This window comes from Bacteroides sp. 2201st1_D9_2201SCRN_220225 (assembly GCF_040928965.1).
In the GTDB taxonomy this organism is placed as follows: Bacteria; Bacteroidota; Bacteroidia; order Bacteroidales; family Bacteroidaceae; genus Bacteroides; species Bacteroides stercoris.
In genome coordinates this window covers 41,987-59,547 of the sequence record NZ_JBCODG010000029.1, presented here as the reverse complement: position 1 = coordinate 59,547, position 17,561 = coordinate 41,987, and the positions used below count along the sequence as shown (strand labels likewise).

Genomic DNA, 17,561 nt, shown 5'->3' with positions numbered 1-17,561 from the left:
GAAAAAGTGTCAACCAACGCTGCTTACTTTTTGAAAGCGGGTGCAAAGGTAAGAACTTTATTTCATATCTTCCAAATGTTTTCGGAAGTTTTTTTTCATTCTGCTTTTTCAAAAGGAAATATTCAGAAAGAAACAAGCCCCAAGCAGAAGAAATAGGTAAGAGTTCCTACACCGTTCCTGTCAGAATGTCAAAACATCGCTGCTCCCGTTCTCGAAAGCGGGTGCAAAAGTAGGACTTTATAACATACACACCAAATATATCAGGGGATTTTTTCGAGTTTCTCTTGAACATTTTTATAAAACGCTGATTGACAAATGTGTTGAAGAACATATTTTTTAAGGAGGATGAAAAGCCAAACAAAAGGGACACATTATAATATATGCGCATGCGCGTGGAAAGAAACAACGGAAGGCTGAAAGAAAACACGGAGATACGGAAGGGCATTGTATGACACCCGGGTCTTGACATGTTCGACACCCGGGTCTCGGCACGTCTGACACCCGGGTCTTGGTATGCACGACACCCGGGTGTCGGACACAAGAAAAAGGCTAACAGGACTAACGGCACAGGAAGAAAACAATACGGACACATACAAGGAAAAGAAATACAAACAGAAAAACGGCAGAGAAAAAGATACAAAAAAACAACGGCACAGCAAAAGAACAGACACATAAAAAAGGAGAAAGGCGGCTGACAGCCTGGAAAACACGAAGCAAGCCACAACCCAACAAACCTGTTAAAGAAAGACGCACGTTGTATTAAATGTTAACAGAAGCAACAGTCTCATAAACCGTGTTACCAAACAACAGATTTCCAGAAAAAATATTGGATAATACCAGGAATAGAATAACTTTGCAATGTGTTTTTCATAGTATTAGATTTAAGGTTAACAAAAAGATTGGCTGTCTGGGAGAGATAGCCTTTTTTTTATGAAAACCATCCTCGTGTTTTCATGCAATCATTGTTCTTTAGCCTCTTCCTGCGGGATGCGTATGGATGTATAAAGCTCAAGAATAGCAGCGATAGTCAGTGAAACAATCCACTCATTACCACGCGTAAAAAACATAAAAGCTCCGGTAAGCACCAACAACAATGCACCAAATATTTGCTGGCGTCTCAGACGCCTAATAGTAGGAGTTTTATATTGCGAAGGTGAATTTATTTGCGCCAAAGCAACAAATGTAGCACCTACCGTATATATATAAGGCGAAAGTTGCCAACCTGTGACATAAACGGCAGCTCCTATCAGAAGCATTACGGCTCCTACAACAAAGAGGGCGGGTATCAACTGTTTCATTCTTCTATATCTTCTTGGAATACATAAATATCTTCATTGGGTTTCTTCATCAGATACTTTTCACGGGCTATCTTCTCAATAGCTCCTGAATCGACCGCAAGTTCATTCAGACGACGGGTATTCTCCTCATATTCCGCACGATATCTATCTATCTCCCCGCGCAAACGCGTTTCCTCACGATAATACCCCAAACGACGCACAATGCTGTTTTCATCCAGAAATCCGACAAGTACGACAAACAGCACAAACGTTATCAGATATTTACGTCTGCGGACAAACAACCAAAGAGAAGCAAGTTTATCCATGTAATCCAGTTATTGTTTCTTTGAGCACAAAGATAAGACGAATAACTGAGAATTTTCTTTTTTTTGCGTACATTTGCACAAAAGCAAAGATAAACCATACAACCTTTGCACGCTATATAAGTGACAAGAATACCCTGAATATGGAAAATTATATCGTTTCGGCACGAAAATACCGCCCTTCAACCTTCGAGTCGGTAGTAGGACAACGCGCTTTGACTACTACCTTAAAGAATGCTATCGCCACAGGCAAACTGGCACACGCTTATCTGTTCTGCGGTCCGCGTGGCGTTGGAAAGACGACGTGTGCACGTATTTTTGCCAAAACCATCAACTGCATGAGTCCCACTGCAGAGGGAGAGGCTTGTAACCAATGCGAATCGTGTACAGCATTCAACGAACAGCGCTCATACAATATTCACGAGTTGGATGCTGCATCCAATAATTCCGTAGACGATATCCGGCAATTGGTAGAACAGGTACGTATCCCGCCCCAGATAGGCAAATACAAGGTATACATCATTGACGAGGTGCACATGTTGTCGGCTTCCGCTTTCAACGCTTTTCTGAAAACATTGGAAGAACCTCCCCGCCATGCCATATTTATCCTTGCCACTACTGAAAAGCATAAGATATTGCCAACCATCTTGTCGCGTTGCCAGATATACGACTTCAACCGCATCAGTGTGGAAGATACCGTAGCACATCTGGCCTATGTAGCTTCCAAAGAAGGCATTACCGCCGAACCGGAGGCACTGAACGTCATCGCACTGAAAGCTGACGGTGGTATGCGCGACGCCTTGTCCATATTCGATCAGGTAGTGAGTTTTACCGGCGGACACATCACCTACCAAAGCGTAATCGAAAATTTGAATGTACTGGATTACGAGTACTACTTTAAACTGACCGACCATTTTCTTGAGAACAAAGTCGGCGATGCCCTATTACTGCTGAATGATGTATTGAGCAAAGGATTCGACGGCAGCCATTTCATCACCGGGCTATCCTCGCATTTCCGCGATTTGCTGGTAAGTAAAGATCCCGCCACTCTTCCCCTGCTTGAAGTGGGAGCAAGCATACGGCAACGTTATCAAACGCAGGCACAAAAATGTCCGTTACCCTTCCTTTACCGTGCCATGAAATTGTGCAACGACTGTGATTTAAACTATCGCGCCAGCAAAAACAAACGATTGCTGGTAGAGCTCACTTTAATACAGGTGGCACAAATAACCGCCGAAGGAGACGACATAGCTAATGGGCACAGCCCTAAACAAGTCATGAAACCTATATTTACACAGCCTGCAGCCACTCAACAGCCACAGGCTACTCCCGCTGTACCCCGGCCGCAAGCACCCGTCATAGCTAAACCGCAAGCAGTTCCTACCGTTGCTCCCTCCACCGGCACTACCGCCACAACAGCAAATACTGCTTCGCACGCCACCCCTACCTCCATCTTGCTGGCACAAGGCAAAGAAGAAAAGAAAATTCCGGTTATAAAAATGTCAGGACTTGGCGTATCCATTAAACGCCCGAAAGCCGAGGAAGAGGTAAAAAATACGGCTACAGCCACTATCACACCACAAACAGCACAACCGGAAGAGGACTACATCTTCAATGAAAGAGACATAAACTACTATTGGCAAGAGTATGCAGGACGTATGCCCAAAGAGCAAGTAGCCATTGCCAAACGCATGCAGAATATGCACGTCACTCTACTAAATGCTACTACTTTTGAAGCTGTCGTAGATAATGAAATTGTGGCTAAAGAATTTATCTCAATGACTCCCCAATTACAAGAGTACCTACGTACCCGCCTGAAAAACCGCAAGGTAACCATGAGTGTACGTATCAGCACTCCCACTGAGAAAGTCCGCGCGTACGGCCGTGTTGAAAAATTCCAAATGATGGTTCAGAAAAACAATGCTCTTTTACAATTGAAAGACGAATTCGGATTGGAACTTTACTAAGCATTATAAGTAAAGAGGCTCAATATTCACATACACGTCACAACTTATTGAAAATAAAAGCATTATATTTTATTTTGCATATCGCTTTTTATGTTTATTTTTGCCAATAATAGACAAACAAAGCAAACAATGAGAAAAGACGTTGCCGTATTAATGGTGCTGTGGGTGATGTGTATACCATACGCTACCTTTATATGTGCCTCAGCCACTCCGAACAAATTAGATACGCTGAAAGCTTTTCTTCGAAAAAAAATACTTTACGATGAATACGTACCGATAGACAGCGTCATTTGCTGGAGCGAAAACATCCTACCGGTCATCAAGACAAACAATCGGAATGACGAAAACTACTTTTTGCTGCAACTGCAACTTGCCAATGCCTATACATTACGAGGCGACATCAGCCTCGCCATAGACCGGGCACGACTAATGTACGAAGAAGCCAAAGAAACGGAATATGAGTTCGGAATTGCAGTTGCCAACCAAGCCATCGGCGATGCTTACACCATAGCCAATCAATGCGACAAAGCATTGGATTCGTACCAGGATGCTTTAAAGGAATTAAACCATCTCTCGCAGCAACATCCCTACCGGATACAACTCTTATTAAAGATATCCAATGCTTTACAACGTAAAGGACAACTGGAAAAGGCTCAAAAAACATTGCATGACATAGAACAAACTCTTCAGAAACAACCGGACTATGCCACCAGTTTTTTTGCCAATATCGAAAAAGCCAACTATGCAATCTCTCACGGACATCTTTCAAAGGCTTATCTCAAGGAAGCCGCAGCATATCTGCACAACATGGATTCCATCTACCGGATACATCCTGAAAAGTTTTACTGTTTTCACCTGAAATATACTACCGCCGCCTACTATCGGGCAATGGGCAACTGGAACAGAATGTATTGGAACAAAGCCCTGCAGCTGTATGAAGAGCTACGACAAGAATACACGGTCAACAAACAGTCTGCCTATTACCGATGGATCACGCAAGAAACAATATACCTATATAAGATACAAGGGAAATCAATGGCCGCCTGCCTGTTGTATCAAGAATTATATTCCACTGTTGACACACTCACTGCAGAAGGTTATGTCCGACAAATCAATATTCTACGGGCCAAGTATCAGATAGACCAAATGGAAATAGCCAGTAGAGAAGAGCACAACAAATTCATCACTGGCATATTGACCGGGAGTATCCTATTAGTCTTCATATTTATTATTATAACCATCATGCTTAGAAAACAGCGACAGGAAATCGCCCTGTCTACACAAAAGCTGGAACACCTGCGCACCAATGCCGAAAATGCCACATCCGCCAAAAGCATATTCCTCTCGAACATGAGCCATGAAATACGTACTCCGCTCAATGCACTCTCCGGCTTCTCCTCACTACTGACCGAAGAAAACCTGGATAATGAGACGCGTCGTCAGTGCAATGAAGTAATCCTGCAAAATTCCGAGTTATTGTTGAAACTCATCAATGATGTGATAGATCTATCAAGCCTTGAATTCGGGAAAATACAATTCTGTATCAACAAATATAACGTTGTCAATATTTGCCGAAATGTAATCGATACCGTCAGCAAAATAAAACAGACTCAGGCAGCCATATGCTTCATAACCGAATTAGAGAGCATGGATATAGAGACAGACGATGCACGTTTGCAGCAAGTGCTGATAAACCTACTGATTAATGCAACCAAATTTACATCGCAGGGTAGCATTATCCTGGAGCTTAGGAAGCAATCGGAACAAGAGCTGCTCTTTTCTGTCACAGATACAGGTTGCGGTATCCCTAAAGAGAAGCAAGCCGCAATCTTCCGAAGATTCGAGAAACTAAATGAAAATGCACAAGGAAGCGGGCTGGGACTTTCCATCTGTCAGCTTATCATTGAACATATCGGCGGAAAAATATGGATTGACTCCGACTATACAGGCGGCTCACGCTTCTTCTTCACCCACCCCATCCGGCAATCACAGTCCACTAACCCCCAAAAGGAGAATAACGCATGAAAAGATCATTTATCATACCAACCTTACTCATCCTACTCCTGTCCGTACAAATTATCAATGCCGATGTACAAAGCCAGAATTCCGTGCTCCACCAGCATTCTATTGAAATAGAGAGATGCATAAACAACGGCATCCGAAAAGCCGATTCTTTGGTAAAAACCGGAAAACCAGATGAAGCACTTACATATTATAAGAGCAGCCTTAAGTCAAAAGACTCATTATATAATCTTATTACCAACTCCCAGATGGAAGAAATCCTTTCACTCTACAACATGGATAAGCTCATACTGCAAAGAGAACAAAGACACAGTATGTTTCATCAAACCTGTTTATACATCTCAGTCATCATTATCTTAGCTCTACTACTTTCCAATATCCATATATACCGAAGCCGGAAACGGCTGCAAAAGAATGAAAAAGAAATCAGAAGATTAACCTCCATTGCCGAAGAAGCCAATGAAATAAAAAGCCACTTTCTGACAAATATGAGTTACAACATCCGTATACTCTTAAATAATGTAGTAGGATTCTCGCAACTTATGACCGAAGACGGGAACCTGAACGAAAAGGAAAAACGAGAATACTCCGGCATCATTCAAAGCAACTCGGCTGAATTAATCCAACTTGTGAATAACGTATTAGACCTTTCACGTCTGGAAGCCAACATGATGAAGTTTCAGCTACAGAACTGCAATGTGCAAGAGTGGTGCAACGAACTCCCCTATCTGGTGCAGATGCGAAGTGAAGGATATATACATCTGGAGCTTCAAGCCGATGTGAACAATGCAATCATATACACGGATGTCAGCCGCTTCACACAAATAATTTCCAGCATGCTACTCTATCCTGTAGAGTGCAAAAAGCCAAGAAGAATAGGTATGCAACTGGTTTACAATCGGAAAAAACAGGAAATAAACTCCCGAATAGACAACAGTCCACTTGCTGATTCGGCATTTGCCTCACAAAAAGAAGCTATATTACAAAAAATCAATCTATTGTTTTTTGAACATTTCAACGGAAGTTATCGTGTAGAGAACTGTGAAAATAATCCGATTATATTTTTCACATATCCAGCGCTTATAACCTGATTATATGTACATTCACCTCAACCGTTATTTAGACAAGATACAAATTAAATGTTTTTAATCAAGATTGATAGCAAGTATTGAAGAAAACAACTATTTTTGCCAAATCAATTAGTACTAATAATTAAAAAATTAAAGAAAATGGCTTACGTAATTAGTGACGATTGTATTGCTTGCGGAACTTGTATCGACGAGTGTCCGGTAGGCGCTATCTCTGAAGGCGATATCTACTCTATCGATCCTGAAACTTGTACTGAATGCGGTACTTGTGCAGATGTTTGCCCTTCTGAAGCAATTCATCCGGGAGAATAATACAATCCTAAGAAAAAGAAAAAAGGCTCGGTTTCAATGAAATCGGGCCTTTTTATTTCAGTACTAAAAAGACTCAGTGCCAAGAAGAAAAATATACATCTTTATCTATACTGGCCAAACCCGCTTTTTGCGTGAAATATCTAAATATACAAAGAAGCCAACCAATCCACAATACATTTCAAACGTGAATTAGTTGGCTTTTTATATTGCAGAGTTACACCCCATACACCTGAGATGAACTTCTGTCATCAAAAGATTATACCAGCTTTGACAATGCTTCCTTGATACGGCTAATAGCTTCCACAATATTCTCATCGCTGGTAGCATAACTCATGCGAATACATTCGGGAGCACCAAACGATGTGCCGCCTACACAAGCTACATGAGCTACTTCCAACAAGTACATAGCCAAATCATCCGAATTCTCAATCTTACGGTCACCGGCAGACTTACCGAAGAATGAGCTACATTTCGGGAACAAGTAGAAAGCACCTTCCGGTACATTTACTTCGAATCCCGGTACTTCCTTAGCCAGTTTCACAATAAGGTCGCGACGGCGTTCAAAAGCCTTACGCATCTCTTCCACCGGAGCCTGCGTTCCCGTATAAGCAGCTTCAGCGGCTTTCTGAGATACAGAACACGGCCCTGATGTGTACTGCCCCTGCAATTTGTTAGAAGCCTTTACAATCCATTCCGGTCCTGCAATGAAACCAATACGCCAGCCTGTCATGGCATAAGCCTTGGAAACACCGTTTACAATCACTGTACGATCCTTCATTTCAGGGAACTGTGCAATGCTCTGGTGCTTACCAATATAATTGATATGTTCATAAATTTCATCAGCTATGACAATTACCTGCGGATGCTTTGCCAACACGGCAACCAATCCGGCCAATTCCTCCTTGCTATATACAGACCCCGTAGGATTGGAAGGAGAACAGAGAATTAGTGCTTTTGTTTTTGGCGTAATAGCAGCCTCCAATTGAGCCGGTGTAATCTTGAAGTCCTGCTCGATGCCCGCTGTGACAATCACCGGCTTACCTTCTGCCAGCTTTACCATTTCAGGATAGCTGACCCAATACGGCGCAGGCACAATCACTTCATCACCTGGATTCACCAATACCAGAATGGCATTGCAAACCGACTGTTTAGCTCCGTTAGCACAAGAAATTTGCGCAACTGTATAGTCCAGACCATTCTCCTTCTTCAATTTTTCTACGATAGCATTACGTAGAGCTGGATAACCCGGAACGGGAGAATAGCGAGAGAAGTTATCGTCTATCGCCTTTTTTGCAGCCTCTTTAATGTGGTCGGGTGTATTAAAATCAGGTTCTCCGACACTTAAATTAATTACGTCTACACCTTGAGCTTTCAACTCTGCACTTTTTTGAGACATAGCCAGCGTCGCAGAGGGCGACAAGCTATTCAAACGGTCTGATAATTGGTTCATTCTATTTCTATTTAATGGTTGTTATGCAAATCCGGTTGCAAAATAAACGATTTTCTTTGATATAATAAAACAAAAAGACAGTTACTTACTAAAATGGAGAGTGTGTCCCATACGCTCTTTCTTCGTACGCAAGTAACGCTCGTTATACTGGTTCGGAGTAGTTTCAACCGGTACATTCTCTACAATCTCCAGACCATAAGCTTCCAAACCGACACGTTTCACCGGATTGTTTGTAAGCAGACGCATCTTATGCACCCCCAATTCACGCAGTATCTGAGCCCCCACACCATAATCGCGTTCATCTGCCAGATGCCCGAGACAAATGTTGGCATCTACTGTATCCATACCGTCTTCCTGAAGTTTATACGCTCTCATCTTTTCCATCAGACCAATGCCCCGACCCTCCTGGTTGAGATATACGATAACTCCTTTACCGGCTTTTTCTATCACCTCCATCGCCTTGTGCAACTGCTCGCCGCAATCACAACGCATGGAACCGAATATATCCCCCGTAGCACAGGAAGAATGTACACGCACCAACACCGGTTCATCGGGAGCCCAAGTACCCTTAAACAAGGCCACATGCTCCAATCCGTTGGACTTCTGACGGAAAGGAATCAAGCGGAAATGTCCATGCTCTGTCGGCATATCCACCTCTACACCTTTTTCTACGATAGATTCCTGTTGCAAACGGTAAGCTATCATATCGCGGATAGAAATCAGTTTCAAATTAAATTCATCTGCCATTTTACGCAATTCGGGCAAACGTGCCATCGTACCGTCTTCGTTCATGATCTCCATAAGCGCGCCGGCAGGATAGAAACCCGACAAACGACACATATCAATCGTAGCTTCGGTATGACCAGCACGACGTAATACCCCTTTCTCCTGCGCATACAAAGGATTGATATGTCCGGGGCGACCGAAAGTAGCCGGAGTGGAAAGCGGATCGGCCAGTGCCTGAATGGTTGCAGCACGGTCTGCTGCAGAAACACCGGTTGTACAACCTTCTAATTTATCGACAGTCACCGTAAAAGGAGTACCCAATACCGAGGTATTGTCCGTCACCTGATGAGGTAAATCCAGCTCTTTGCAACGAGACACCGTAATCGGAGCACACAATACTCCACGTGCATGCTTCAGCATAAAATTCACTTTTTCCGATGTTATCTTTTCTGCTGCAATAATCAAGTCGCCTTCATTTTCACGATCTTCATCATCGACTACAATCACGAAATTGCCAGCCTTAAAATCTTCAATGGCCTCCTCTATCGTATTTAACTTTACTTTTTCCATATCTTTATTATTTATTCTGATTGACTTTTATAATATTCTGTATCTCTTCGTTTGTGTGGATAATCCGCTCCATGTCCTTATTCAAGCGGATACGGAATGCCCAAATACGGAAGTAAAAGAACAAGCCGACAGGCACTATCGCTCCACACAGCATATTCAACCAATAATTACGGAAAGGACGCACATGGGCATGAACAGCTATTACCGGGTAATTATTCAATGCTGTCAACAACGGTATAGACCTTGTGTTAGACATCTCGTCTATCAAAGTTTCCAACCGTTCATTGAGAGCCACCACCTCCTCATCGTGTGGCGCATCGTTCATCCATAATCTGAAATAATTGGGTGCTCGCATCAGAGTTTTCTTTTCGGCATACGCACGGCAATCCGCCGACAGCCGCTGAAGTTCTCCCGGCAAACGTACATAATCAGGATCGTGAATAATCACTTCTTTCCGGAACAAATGGCGGACACTGCGAATACCTGCTATCTTTTTAAACCAATTGATATAGGCATCAGCATTCAGCACCACCGAATCATTATTGGATTTATAAGTAAGGAATGCACCCAATGGCGCCAGCACAGCTGTACTGGTCCACATACCCATCCACACAATCCACTTACCGTCACGAGCCATCTTATAACCCGTATTGTTGATAATGTAATAGATGATAAAAATAAGCACGGACACTACTACAGGCATGCCTAAACCGCCTTTACGGATGATACCACCCAACGGTGCACCGATGAAGAAAAAAATAAGGCATGCCAACGAAAGCGTCAGTTTCTCGTGCCAGGAAGTCATATGGCGCCTCAAACTGTTTTCCGTCTGCGATATATTGAAACCCTTGAAACTCCAATCACTTGCAGCACTCTCCGCACGGCTGACAGCCGTAGACATTATCTTCTGTTTCTGCACTAAAGTAGCCACATTAAACAGACTGTCCACATCGTAGCTACCCAAAGTTGCAGATTCTATTTTTATCGTATCAGCCTTACTCAGCGTATTGGAGGTCGCCTTATAAGTACTCGCCATAGCCTCTTTATAATAAGTACGCCCGATGCTATCGTTCTGCACCTTCATAGAATCAATGCCGGCCTGCAACATTTTCATGTCCTTGCTATTGGATTGGTTGCTCATAAATCCGGCATCCACCATATTGAAATCCGAGTTGAACTCTATAATCGCATGCTTCTCAACGAACGCTTCCCGACGATAAGGCACATTTTTCTGATTCATACTCTGCGACTTCAGATTTTCAAACTGCTCACCGCTGTAAAGGTGAAGATAAAGATGCTGTTTGTCCGCTGTCATTTCCAATCTGCCGGAATCCGATTTGATAATCTGCGCATTCTCAAACCCTTTCTCGAAATTATAAATCAATACATCATACAGCATACCTGTCTTACGGTTTTTATGCTTTACGTAAAGGTTATACCCGTCTATCTCATCATAAAATACTCCTTCGGGAATGTCCACTTCGGGCGACTTCTGCTTCATGGATACCAGCAATGTCCATAACTTAGTCTGCGCTTTAGGGCCAATAACATTCTGAAAATAAAAGGAAACGCAGCAAATAATGGATATGAAAATTATCAGCGGACGCATAATCTTAAGCAAAGAAATACCTGCCGCTTTCATGGCAAGCAATTCAAACCGCTCTCCAAAATTGCCAAAAGTGATAAGAGCTGCCAGCAAAATAGCCAAAGGCAATGAAGCCGGCACCAGCGTCAGCGCCGAATAGAAAAAAAATTGGGCAAGAACATTCATCTCCAATCCTTTTCCCACCATTTCGTCTACATATTTCCACAGAAACTGCATCATGAAGATGAAAAGGCAGATAAAGAAAGTGCCCATAAAGAGCATGCAAAAGCTCTTTAAAATAAATATATCTAACTTTTTTATGCGCAGCATTTTACTTGTTTCATGCAATAAACGCACAAAAGTAGCACAAAAAAGGGAGTACGGGAAATTTTTAATTGAAAGTTAACTAAAAACCGCATGTTCTACGCAAGGTATCTACCTGAGATTCCCACAATTCACGCAAATCATTTGCTTCGTCTGCATTGGTGAAATCTGTTATTTCAAGTACAAAATCATTGGTTAACTCATTGTTTGTCATCTTTAATTCAAAATACTCACGCGGTTTTTCATTATCCAACCAACGAAAGCGGATAAAAGAGTATGCACGCACTGCAATGATTTCAGCATCACGTCTCTCTGTCTTTCCCCAAAAGAAAGACACTATCTTATCATCCGATTGCACCCTGTCTGCAAACCAACCCTCCAAACCTGTAGGAGTACTTATTGCTGTCCAAAGAATACTTTTAGAAGTCGCATTCAAGAGATATTCCAAATGTATTTTTTCCCTTTCCATAGTCTATTCTGCTTTTATTGCGCCAGCCAAGATAAATACTTTTTTCTAATTAGAAAAAATAATTCATTGATTTTATTCTCATTTGCTTTCTATTCAAAGTTAAAACGTTGATAATGTTATACAATAGATACAAAACAATAAGAGTAAAAAGTTTTTTTATCTCAAATCATAAAATATGCGACAAAAAAATACGCCTGAAAATTTTGGCAGTTTAAAGAAAAGCTATATCTTTGCACCCGCAATCAAGAAACAATGGCGGGATAGCTCAGCTGGTTAGAGCGCATGATTCATAATCATGAGGTCCCCGGTTCAATCCCGGGTCCCGCTACAAAGAAGATTTAGACTGTTAGGAGGCTTCCACTCTTGGCGGTCTTTTTTTGTTTTTTGCCTCAATTGGTAGCAAGTGACGCTATTGGTTGCCCTCCTTTCAAAAAAATTGATCATATTGGGGCAGTCCGAAAAAACACCCGGCAACAAAAGTGGAAAGCAAAGGATTTTTGCACTATGGCAAGCAAGTTATCTTTCCAGACAGATATTAACAGCATTCATCCCCTTTGCTCCTCGTTCGAGGTCGAATGTAACGATATTACCCTCTCTGACATCCGTAACAACATTGTTCACGTGAAAGAAATATTTTTCAATTCCTGCAAGGTCTTTGATAAATCCAAATCCTCTGGCTTCATTAAAGAACTCTATTCTTCCTCTCAAAATTACCGGTTCTTCATCTTCTTTCCTGGGAGTGGAAATCATTATCTCCTCTACATTAATCTCTTGCTTTTTGATATTCTCTTCGGGTGGAGTTGAAGTAATCATACCATATTCGTCCACATAAGCAATCATATCATCAAAACTGCTTTTTGTAGATTTTCTACCTTCTTTTCTTTTTAATTTTGCTTCCCGCTTAGCAAGTCTTTTCTTTTCATTCTCACGCTTTCCTACTGTCATGGATTTTGCCATAGATTTTATAGTTTAATGGGTGTATACTCGTCGGATAAATAAAATAATAAACTTAGAAACGACCTCAGATAGCAAACTCAACCTTGCTGAGTTTCTTACCTGTCAGCTTCTGAATATCGTTAACCAACTTACGCTCTTCCTGCGAGCAAAAAGTCAATGCCGTTCCTAAATTACCAGCTCTACCGGTACGTCCAATACGATGCACATACGTCTCGGGCACATCGGGAAGGTCATAGTTTATAACCAACGGCAACTCATTGATATCAATGCCTCTGGCTGCAATATCGGTAGCTATCATTACACGTATCTTACCCGTTTTGAAGTTTTCCAATGCAGATTGCCTTGCATTCTGACTTTTATTTCCATGAATAGCCTGACTACCGATACCTGCTTTGCTTAATACGCGGACAATTCTGTCCGCATTATGCTTGGTACGTGAGAAAACAAGCACCGACTGTCCCTCCGTTTTATGTAAAATAGAAATCAACAATTTACTTTTCTCTTTCTTCTCCACAAAATAAATAGTCTGTTCGATAGTATCTACCGTAGATGATTTTGGGGTTATAGTAATCTTCACCGGTTGTTTCAGCAGTGAGTTCGTCAAAGCGATTATCGTATCGGGCATGGTAGCCGAGAAGAACAAGGTCTGCTTTTCTTTAGGAAGTTTCGGCAACAAACGTTTGATGTCATGGATAAATCCCATATCAAGCATACGGTCAGCCTCATCCAGTACGAAGTGTCGCACATTATCCAAATGGATATATCCCTGATTCATCAAATCCAACAGACGTCCTGGAGTGGCGACCAATATGTCGACTCCTTTATGGAGCATATTTACCTGCGCACGCTGGTTTACTCCTCCGAAGATAACCCCATGACGGACTTGCGTATATTTGGCATAGTCGTCTATGCATTCGCTAATCTGCAATGCCAATTCACGGGTAGGTGTCAGTATCAAGGCTTTGATACTCTTATCCCGGTTTTTAAGGACTTGCAAATGCTGAATAATGGGAATGGCAAATGCAGCGGTCTTTCCAGTTCCGGTCTGCGCACAGCCTAATATGTCTTTTCCTGTTAAGGCGGCAGGGATTGCTTTTACTTGTATAGGGGTAGGATTGGCATACCCTTTTTCTTCAATTGCTTTTAAAATAGGTTCGGTTATATTTAAATCTTTAAATGTCATATATATTGTTTTTGAATGTGCTAAAACACTAGCACAAGTATAATGAGAGCACGCTTCACTCAAGTGGCCCATACAAAAAGTCTGATAAGTCTTTGCAGAATGAAAAGTGCAGGTAATGAAGCGGAACGCTTCCGCTAAATAAAAAAACGGAGTTTATTTATGAAAGGCAGGAAAGCAAGTTTCCCGCCTTTAGTCTGATATTAATATCTTCTGGAGTTATTATAACCACCACGAGAGCTACCATTCGAGGGTCTTTCCTCGCGAGGACGCGCAACGCTTACAGAAATAACCTTGCTGTCATATTCTACGCCGTTCAATTCGTCAATAGCTTTCTGTCCTTCTGTATCATTGTTCATCTCTACAAAAGCGAATCCTCTGGATCTACCGGTTTCTCTATCGAGAATTACTTTAGCTGAAGAAACTTCTCCAAACTCTGCAAATAAATTTGTCAAGTCAGCATTATTAATGCCATAACTTAAACCTGAAATGTAAATGTTCATTCTAAAAATGTTATAAAATAAATAATAAATGGAGTGAGGAGGATAATTAAAGAAGAGGACTGCTTACTAATAATATATTAAAAAGAAGAACTATACGATAATGATTCGTAACTCAAACTCTGGGACAAAGGTAGTATAATAAATTTGATAAATACATTTCTTCCTGTTTTTTTTCACAAGAAAGACGATTATTATCATTTATTAAGCAGGTACGGAAATTCAAAACAGTTGTTTTTTACCTATTTATATCCATAGTAAGAAGGATAAAAAGGAAAATATGAACACAAGCAGTCTATATATGGATAACATTTTCCCAAAATTAGCAACTAACTTTGCACAAATTATTGGTGATTATTATGAAAAAACTACTATTCATTTTTTCCTTTCTCTGTTTGTCGGCTGTCGAAGGATACGCCCAAAAGACTTTGACGCTGAAAGATTGCCTTGAAATAGGTATCGAAAACAACCTGTCCTTGGAAAGCAAACGCAAGGAAATGCAGAAAAGCAAATATGGAGTTTCTGAAAACCGGGCAAGACTATTGCCCCAAATCAACGGGTTTGCCAATTACAATGACAACATAGACCCACCCGTATCCGTTACCGACGGTTCGGCCTACGGAAATCCGTATAACATTACCTATACCCTACGGAACAGTGCCAATGCCGGCCTGCAGTTGCAAATGCCACTTTACAACCAAACCCTGTACACCACTGTTTCCATAGCCAAAACTATGGACGAGATAAGCCGTCTTTCTTATGAGAAAGCACGGGAAGACCTTATCCTGGAAATATGCAAGATGTATTATCTGGGGCAAACCACAGCCGAGCAAGTCACACTGATAAAGGCCAATATCACCCGGTTGGAAGAATTAAAAAACATCACAGTAGCTTTCCATGACAATGGTATGGCCATGGAAGTGGATGTAAAACGGGTCAATATCAATCTGGAAAATCTGAAAGTACAATACGACAATGTACTGGCCATGCAGGAACAACAACTGAACCTGCTGAAATATATCATGGATTATCCTGCCGAAGAACAGATAACCTTAGTTCCGGTAAACTCCGAGAACATTACGCCTGTTGAGTTGACCGGACTATCCGAAAATCTGTACGAACTCCAACTGCTGCAATCGCAAAGGGTCATGGCTGAAAAGCAGAAAAAGATGATTGGTCACGGTTATATTCCTTCATTAAACCTGACCGCCAACTGGATGTTCTCCGCCTATACGGACAAGGCCTACCGTTGGTTCCATTCCGGACCGTCCAACCATTGGTTCCGTTCCTACGGACTGGGCGTATCCTTACGCGTTCCTATATTCGACGGACTGGATAAGCGTTACAAAAACCGAAAAGCTGCAATAGACATCGAAAATATAAAGCTGGCACAGGAAAATACCCGCAAAAATCTGCAGACCCAATATCTGAACGCCACCAACGACCTGATGAACAACCAACGTAACTTCAAAAAGCAGAAAGATAACTACCTGCTTGCCGAAGATGTATATACGGTCACAATGGATCGGTACAGAGAGGGTATCGCTTCCATGACCGAAGTCCTGCAAGACGAAATGCAGATGAGCGAAGCGCAAAACAACTATATCAGCGCACATTACAACTATCGGGTAACAACCCTGCTGCTGTTGAAGCTGACAGGACAAATAGATACATTAATTAAATAACAAGTTAATCAAATCATCATAATATGGAAGCAATAGAAAAAAATAACGCATCGAACACACATCAGGAGAAAGCTAAAAAACTTCGTAAGCTACGTCGCTGGCAAATCGCAGTCAGCTTGTTGGGAGCAGCAATCGTTGTTTGGGGAATAGTGGAAGTTGCTTGTCTCTTCCTCGGCTACAATCGCACAGAAACCAGTAATGACGCACAGATAGAGCAGTACATATCCCCTATCAACCTACGCGCATCAGGCTATATCAAGAAGATTTATTTTACCGAACATCAAGAGGTACATAAAGGCGATACGCTCCTTGTATTGGACGACCGCGAATATAAGATACGCGTAATGGAAGCCGAAGCCGCACTGAAAGACGCACTGGCCGGCGCTACCGTAATCGGGGCCACATTGCAAACCACACAGACCACCGCTTCCGTGTACGACGCTTCCATCTCTGAAATTGAAATCCGTCTTGCCAAACTGGAGAAAGACCGCCAACGCTACCAGAACCTGGTGCAAAGAAATGCAGCCACTCCCATACAGTTGGAACAGATAGAAACGGAATACGAAGCCACCCGCAAGAAGCTGGAAGCAACAAAACGCCAGCAAAAAGCCGCTTTGTCGGGAGTCAATGAAGTATCACACCGCCGTGAAAGTACAGAAGCCGCCATCCAACGGGCAACCGCTGCTTTGGAAATGGCACGTCTGAATCTTTCCTACACTGTAGTAGTAGCTCCCTGCGATGGCAAATTGGGACGCCGGGCACTGGAAGAAGGCCAGTTCATCACAGCCGGACAAACCATTACTTATATCCTGCCCGATACTCAAAAATGGATTGTCGCCAACTATAAGGAAACTCAAGTGGAAAACCTGCATATAGGACAAGAGGTTACCATCACTGTAGATGCTATCAGCGACAAAGAGTTCACGGGAACAATCACAGCCATATCCGGCGCTACGGGTTCCAAGTACTCATTGGTTCCTACCGACAATTCAGCCGGAAACTTCGTCAAAATACAACAACGCATACCCGTACGCATCGACTTCACCAATCTTTCCAAAGAAGATAACGAAAAACTTGCTGCCGGTATGATGGTAATAGTGAAAGCCGAACTCTGATTTTCAATCAT

General features: G+C 42.1%; 15 protein-coding genes and 1 tRNA gene. 7 read left to right on the top strand and 9 right to left on the bottom strand.

Annotated features, from left to right (window positions below; genetic code table 11):
* Nucleotides 1-959 precede the first annotated feature (959 nt).
* Complete coding sequence (locus AB5903_RS11505; RefSeq protein ID WP_005652346.1) at nucleotides 960-1,298, bottom strand: hypothetical protein; 339 nt, start codon at nucleotides 1,296-1,298, stop codon at nucleotides 960-962.
* Complete coding sequence (locus tag AB5903_RS11500; RefSeq protein WP_005652348.1) at nucleotides 1,295-1,603, bottom strand: septum formation initiator family protein; 309 nt, start codon at nucleotides 1,601-1,603, stop codon at nucleotides 1,295-1,297. The genes AB5903_RS11505 and AB5903_RS11500 overlap by 4 nt, the downstream gene beginning before the upstream one ends.
* A 140-nt stretch (nucleotides 1,604-1,743) precedes the next feature.
* Here AB5903_RS11500 and AB5903_RS11495 point away from each other — a divergent pair, with 140 nt between their 5' ends.
* The 4 genes from AB5903_RS11495 (at nucleotide 1,744) to AB5903_RS11480 (ending at nucleotide 6,989) form a co-directional block, all read left to right on the top strand.
* Nucleotides 1,744-3,567 (top strand): DNA polymerase III subunit gamma/tau, encoded by a 1,824-nt coding sequence (locus tag AB5903_RS11495; protein ID WP_005652349.1) that lies wholly within the window; start codon nucleotides 1,744-1,746, stop codon nucleotides 3,565-3,567.
* A gap of 90 nt (nucleotides 3,568-3,657) precedes the next feature.
* Nucleotides 3,658-5,592 carry a sensor histidine kinase gene (locus AB5903_RS11490; protein ID WP_005652351.1) on the top strand — a complete coding sequence of 645 codons (1,935 nt, stop codon included), beginning with the start codon at nucleotides 3,658-3,660 and terminating at the stop codon, nucleotides 5,590-5,592.
* Nucleotides 5,589-6,680: a sensor histidine kinase KdpD gene (locus AB5903_RS11485; RefSeq protein ID WP_005652353.1), complete on the top strand. Its 1,092-nt coding sequence runs from the start codon at nucleotides 5,589-5,591 to the stop codon at nucleotides 6,678-6,680. Before AB5903_RS11490 ends, AB5903_RS11485 begins: the two co-directional genes overlap by 4 nt.
* 138 nt (nucleotides 6,681-6,818) lie before the next feature.
* On the top strand, nucleotides 6,819-6,989 hold the full coding sequence (locus tag AB5903_RS11480; protein WP_004292360.1) for a DUF362 domain-containing protein: 171 nt from the start codon (nucleotides 6,819-6,821) through the stop codon (nucleotides 6,987-6,989).
* 256 nt (nucleotides 6,990-7,245) lie between these two features.
* On the opposite strand, the gene AB5903_RS11475 is transcribed toward AB5903_RS11480, so the two are convergent.
* From AB5903_RS11475 to AB5903_RS11460, 4 genes are all read right to left on the bottom strand, one after another.
* Nucleotides 7,246-8,439, bottom strand: a complete 1,194-nt coding sequence (locus AB5903_RS11475; RefSeq protein WP_040315509.1) for a pyridoxal phosphate-dependent aminotransferase — start codon at nucleotides 8,437-8,439, stop codon at nucleotides 7,246-7,248.
* An 81-nt stretch (nucleotides 8,440-8,520) separates the two neighbouring features.
* A complete protein-coding gene (locus AB5903_RS11470; protein ID WP_005652360.1) occupies nucleotides 8,521-9,735 on the bottom strand; it encodes a bifunctional 3,4-dihydroxy-2-butanone-4-phosphate synthase/GTP cyclohydrolase II in 1,215 nt (404 codons plus the stop codon).
* A 7-nt stretch (nucleotides 9,736-9,742) separates the two neighbouring features.
* Nucleotides 9,743-11,650, bottom strand: a complete 1,908-nt coding sequence (locus AB5903_RS11465) for an LptF/LptG family permease (RefSeq protein WP_368117848.1) — start codon at nucleotides 11,648-11,650, stop codon at nucleotides 9,743-9,745.
* Nucleotides 11,651-11,726: 76 nt separating this feature from the next.
* The gene (locus AB5903_RS11460; RefSeq protein WP_005652367.1) at nucleotides 11,727-12,113 is read right to left on the bottom strand and encodes an START-like domain-containing protein; all 387 of its coding nucleotides are present in this window, start codon (nucleotides 12,111-12,113) and stop codon (nucleotides 11,727-11,729) included.
* Nucleotides 12,114-12,367: 254 nt separating this feature from the next.
* Here AB5903_RS11460 and AB5903_RS11455 point away from each other — a divergent pair.
* Nucleotides 12,368-12,441, top strand: a tRNA-Met gene (locus tag AB5903_RS11455).
* A 188-nt stretch (nucleotides 12,442-12,629) separates the two neighbouring features.
* On the opposite strand, the gene AB5903_RS11450 is transcribed toward AB5903_RS11455, so the two are convergent.
* The 3 genes from AB5903_RS11450 to AB5903_RS11440 all read right to left on the bottom strand — a co-directional run bounded on the left by AB5903_RS11450 (nucleotide 12,630) and on the right by AB5903_RS11440 (nucleotide 14,753).
* On the bottom strand, nucleotides 12,630-13,070 hold the full coding sequence (locus tag AB5903_RS11450) for a cold-shock protein (protein ID WP_005652368.1): 441 nt from the start codon (nucleotides 13,068-13,070) through the stop codon (nucleotides 12,630-12,632).
* 64 nt (nucleotides 13,071-13,134) lie between these two features.
* Nucleotides 13,135-14,253: a DEAD/DEAH box helicase gene (locus AB5903_RS11445; RefSeq protein ID WP_005652370.1), complete on the bottom strand. Its 1,119-nt coding sequence runs from the start codon at nucleotides 14,251-14,253 to the stop codon at nucleotides 13,135-13,137.
* A gap of 200 nt (nucleotides 14,254-14,453) precedes the next feature.
* On the bottom strand, nucleotides 14,454-14,753 hold the full coding sequence (locus tag AB5903_RS11440; RefSeq protein WP_005652372.1) for an RNA-binding protein: 300 nt from the start codon (nucleotides 14,751-14,753) through the stop codon (nucleotides 14,454-14,456).
* A 356-nt stretch (nucleotides 14,754-15,109) separates the two neighbouring features.
* Here AB5903_RS11440 and AB5903_RS11435 point away from each other — a divergent pair, with 356 nt between their 5' ends.
* Nucleotides 15,110-16,435, top strand: coding sequence for a TolC family protein (locus AB5903_RS11435; protein WP_117858641.1), 1,326 nt, complete (start codon nucleotides 15,110-15,112; stop codon nucleotides 16,433-16,435).
* A gap of 23 nt (nucleotides 16,436-16,458) precedes the next feature.
* Nucleotides 16,459-17,550: an HlyD family secretion protein gene (locus AB5903_RS11430; RefSeq protein ID WP_005652375.1), complete on the top strand. Its 1,092-nt coding sequence runs from the start codon at nucleotides 16,459-16,461 to the stop codon at nucleotides 17,548-17,550.
* The last annotated feature ends 11 nt before the right edge of the window (nucleotides 17,551-17,561 follow it).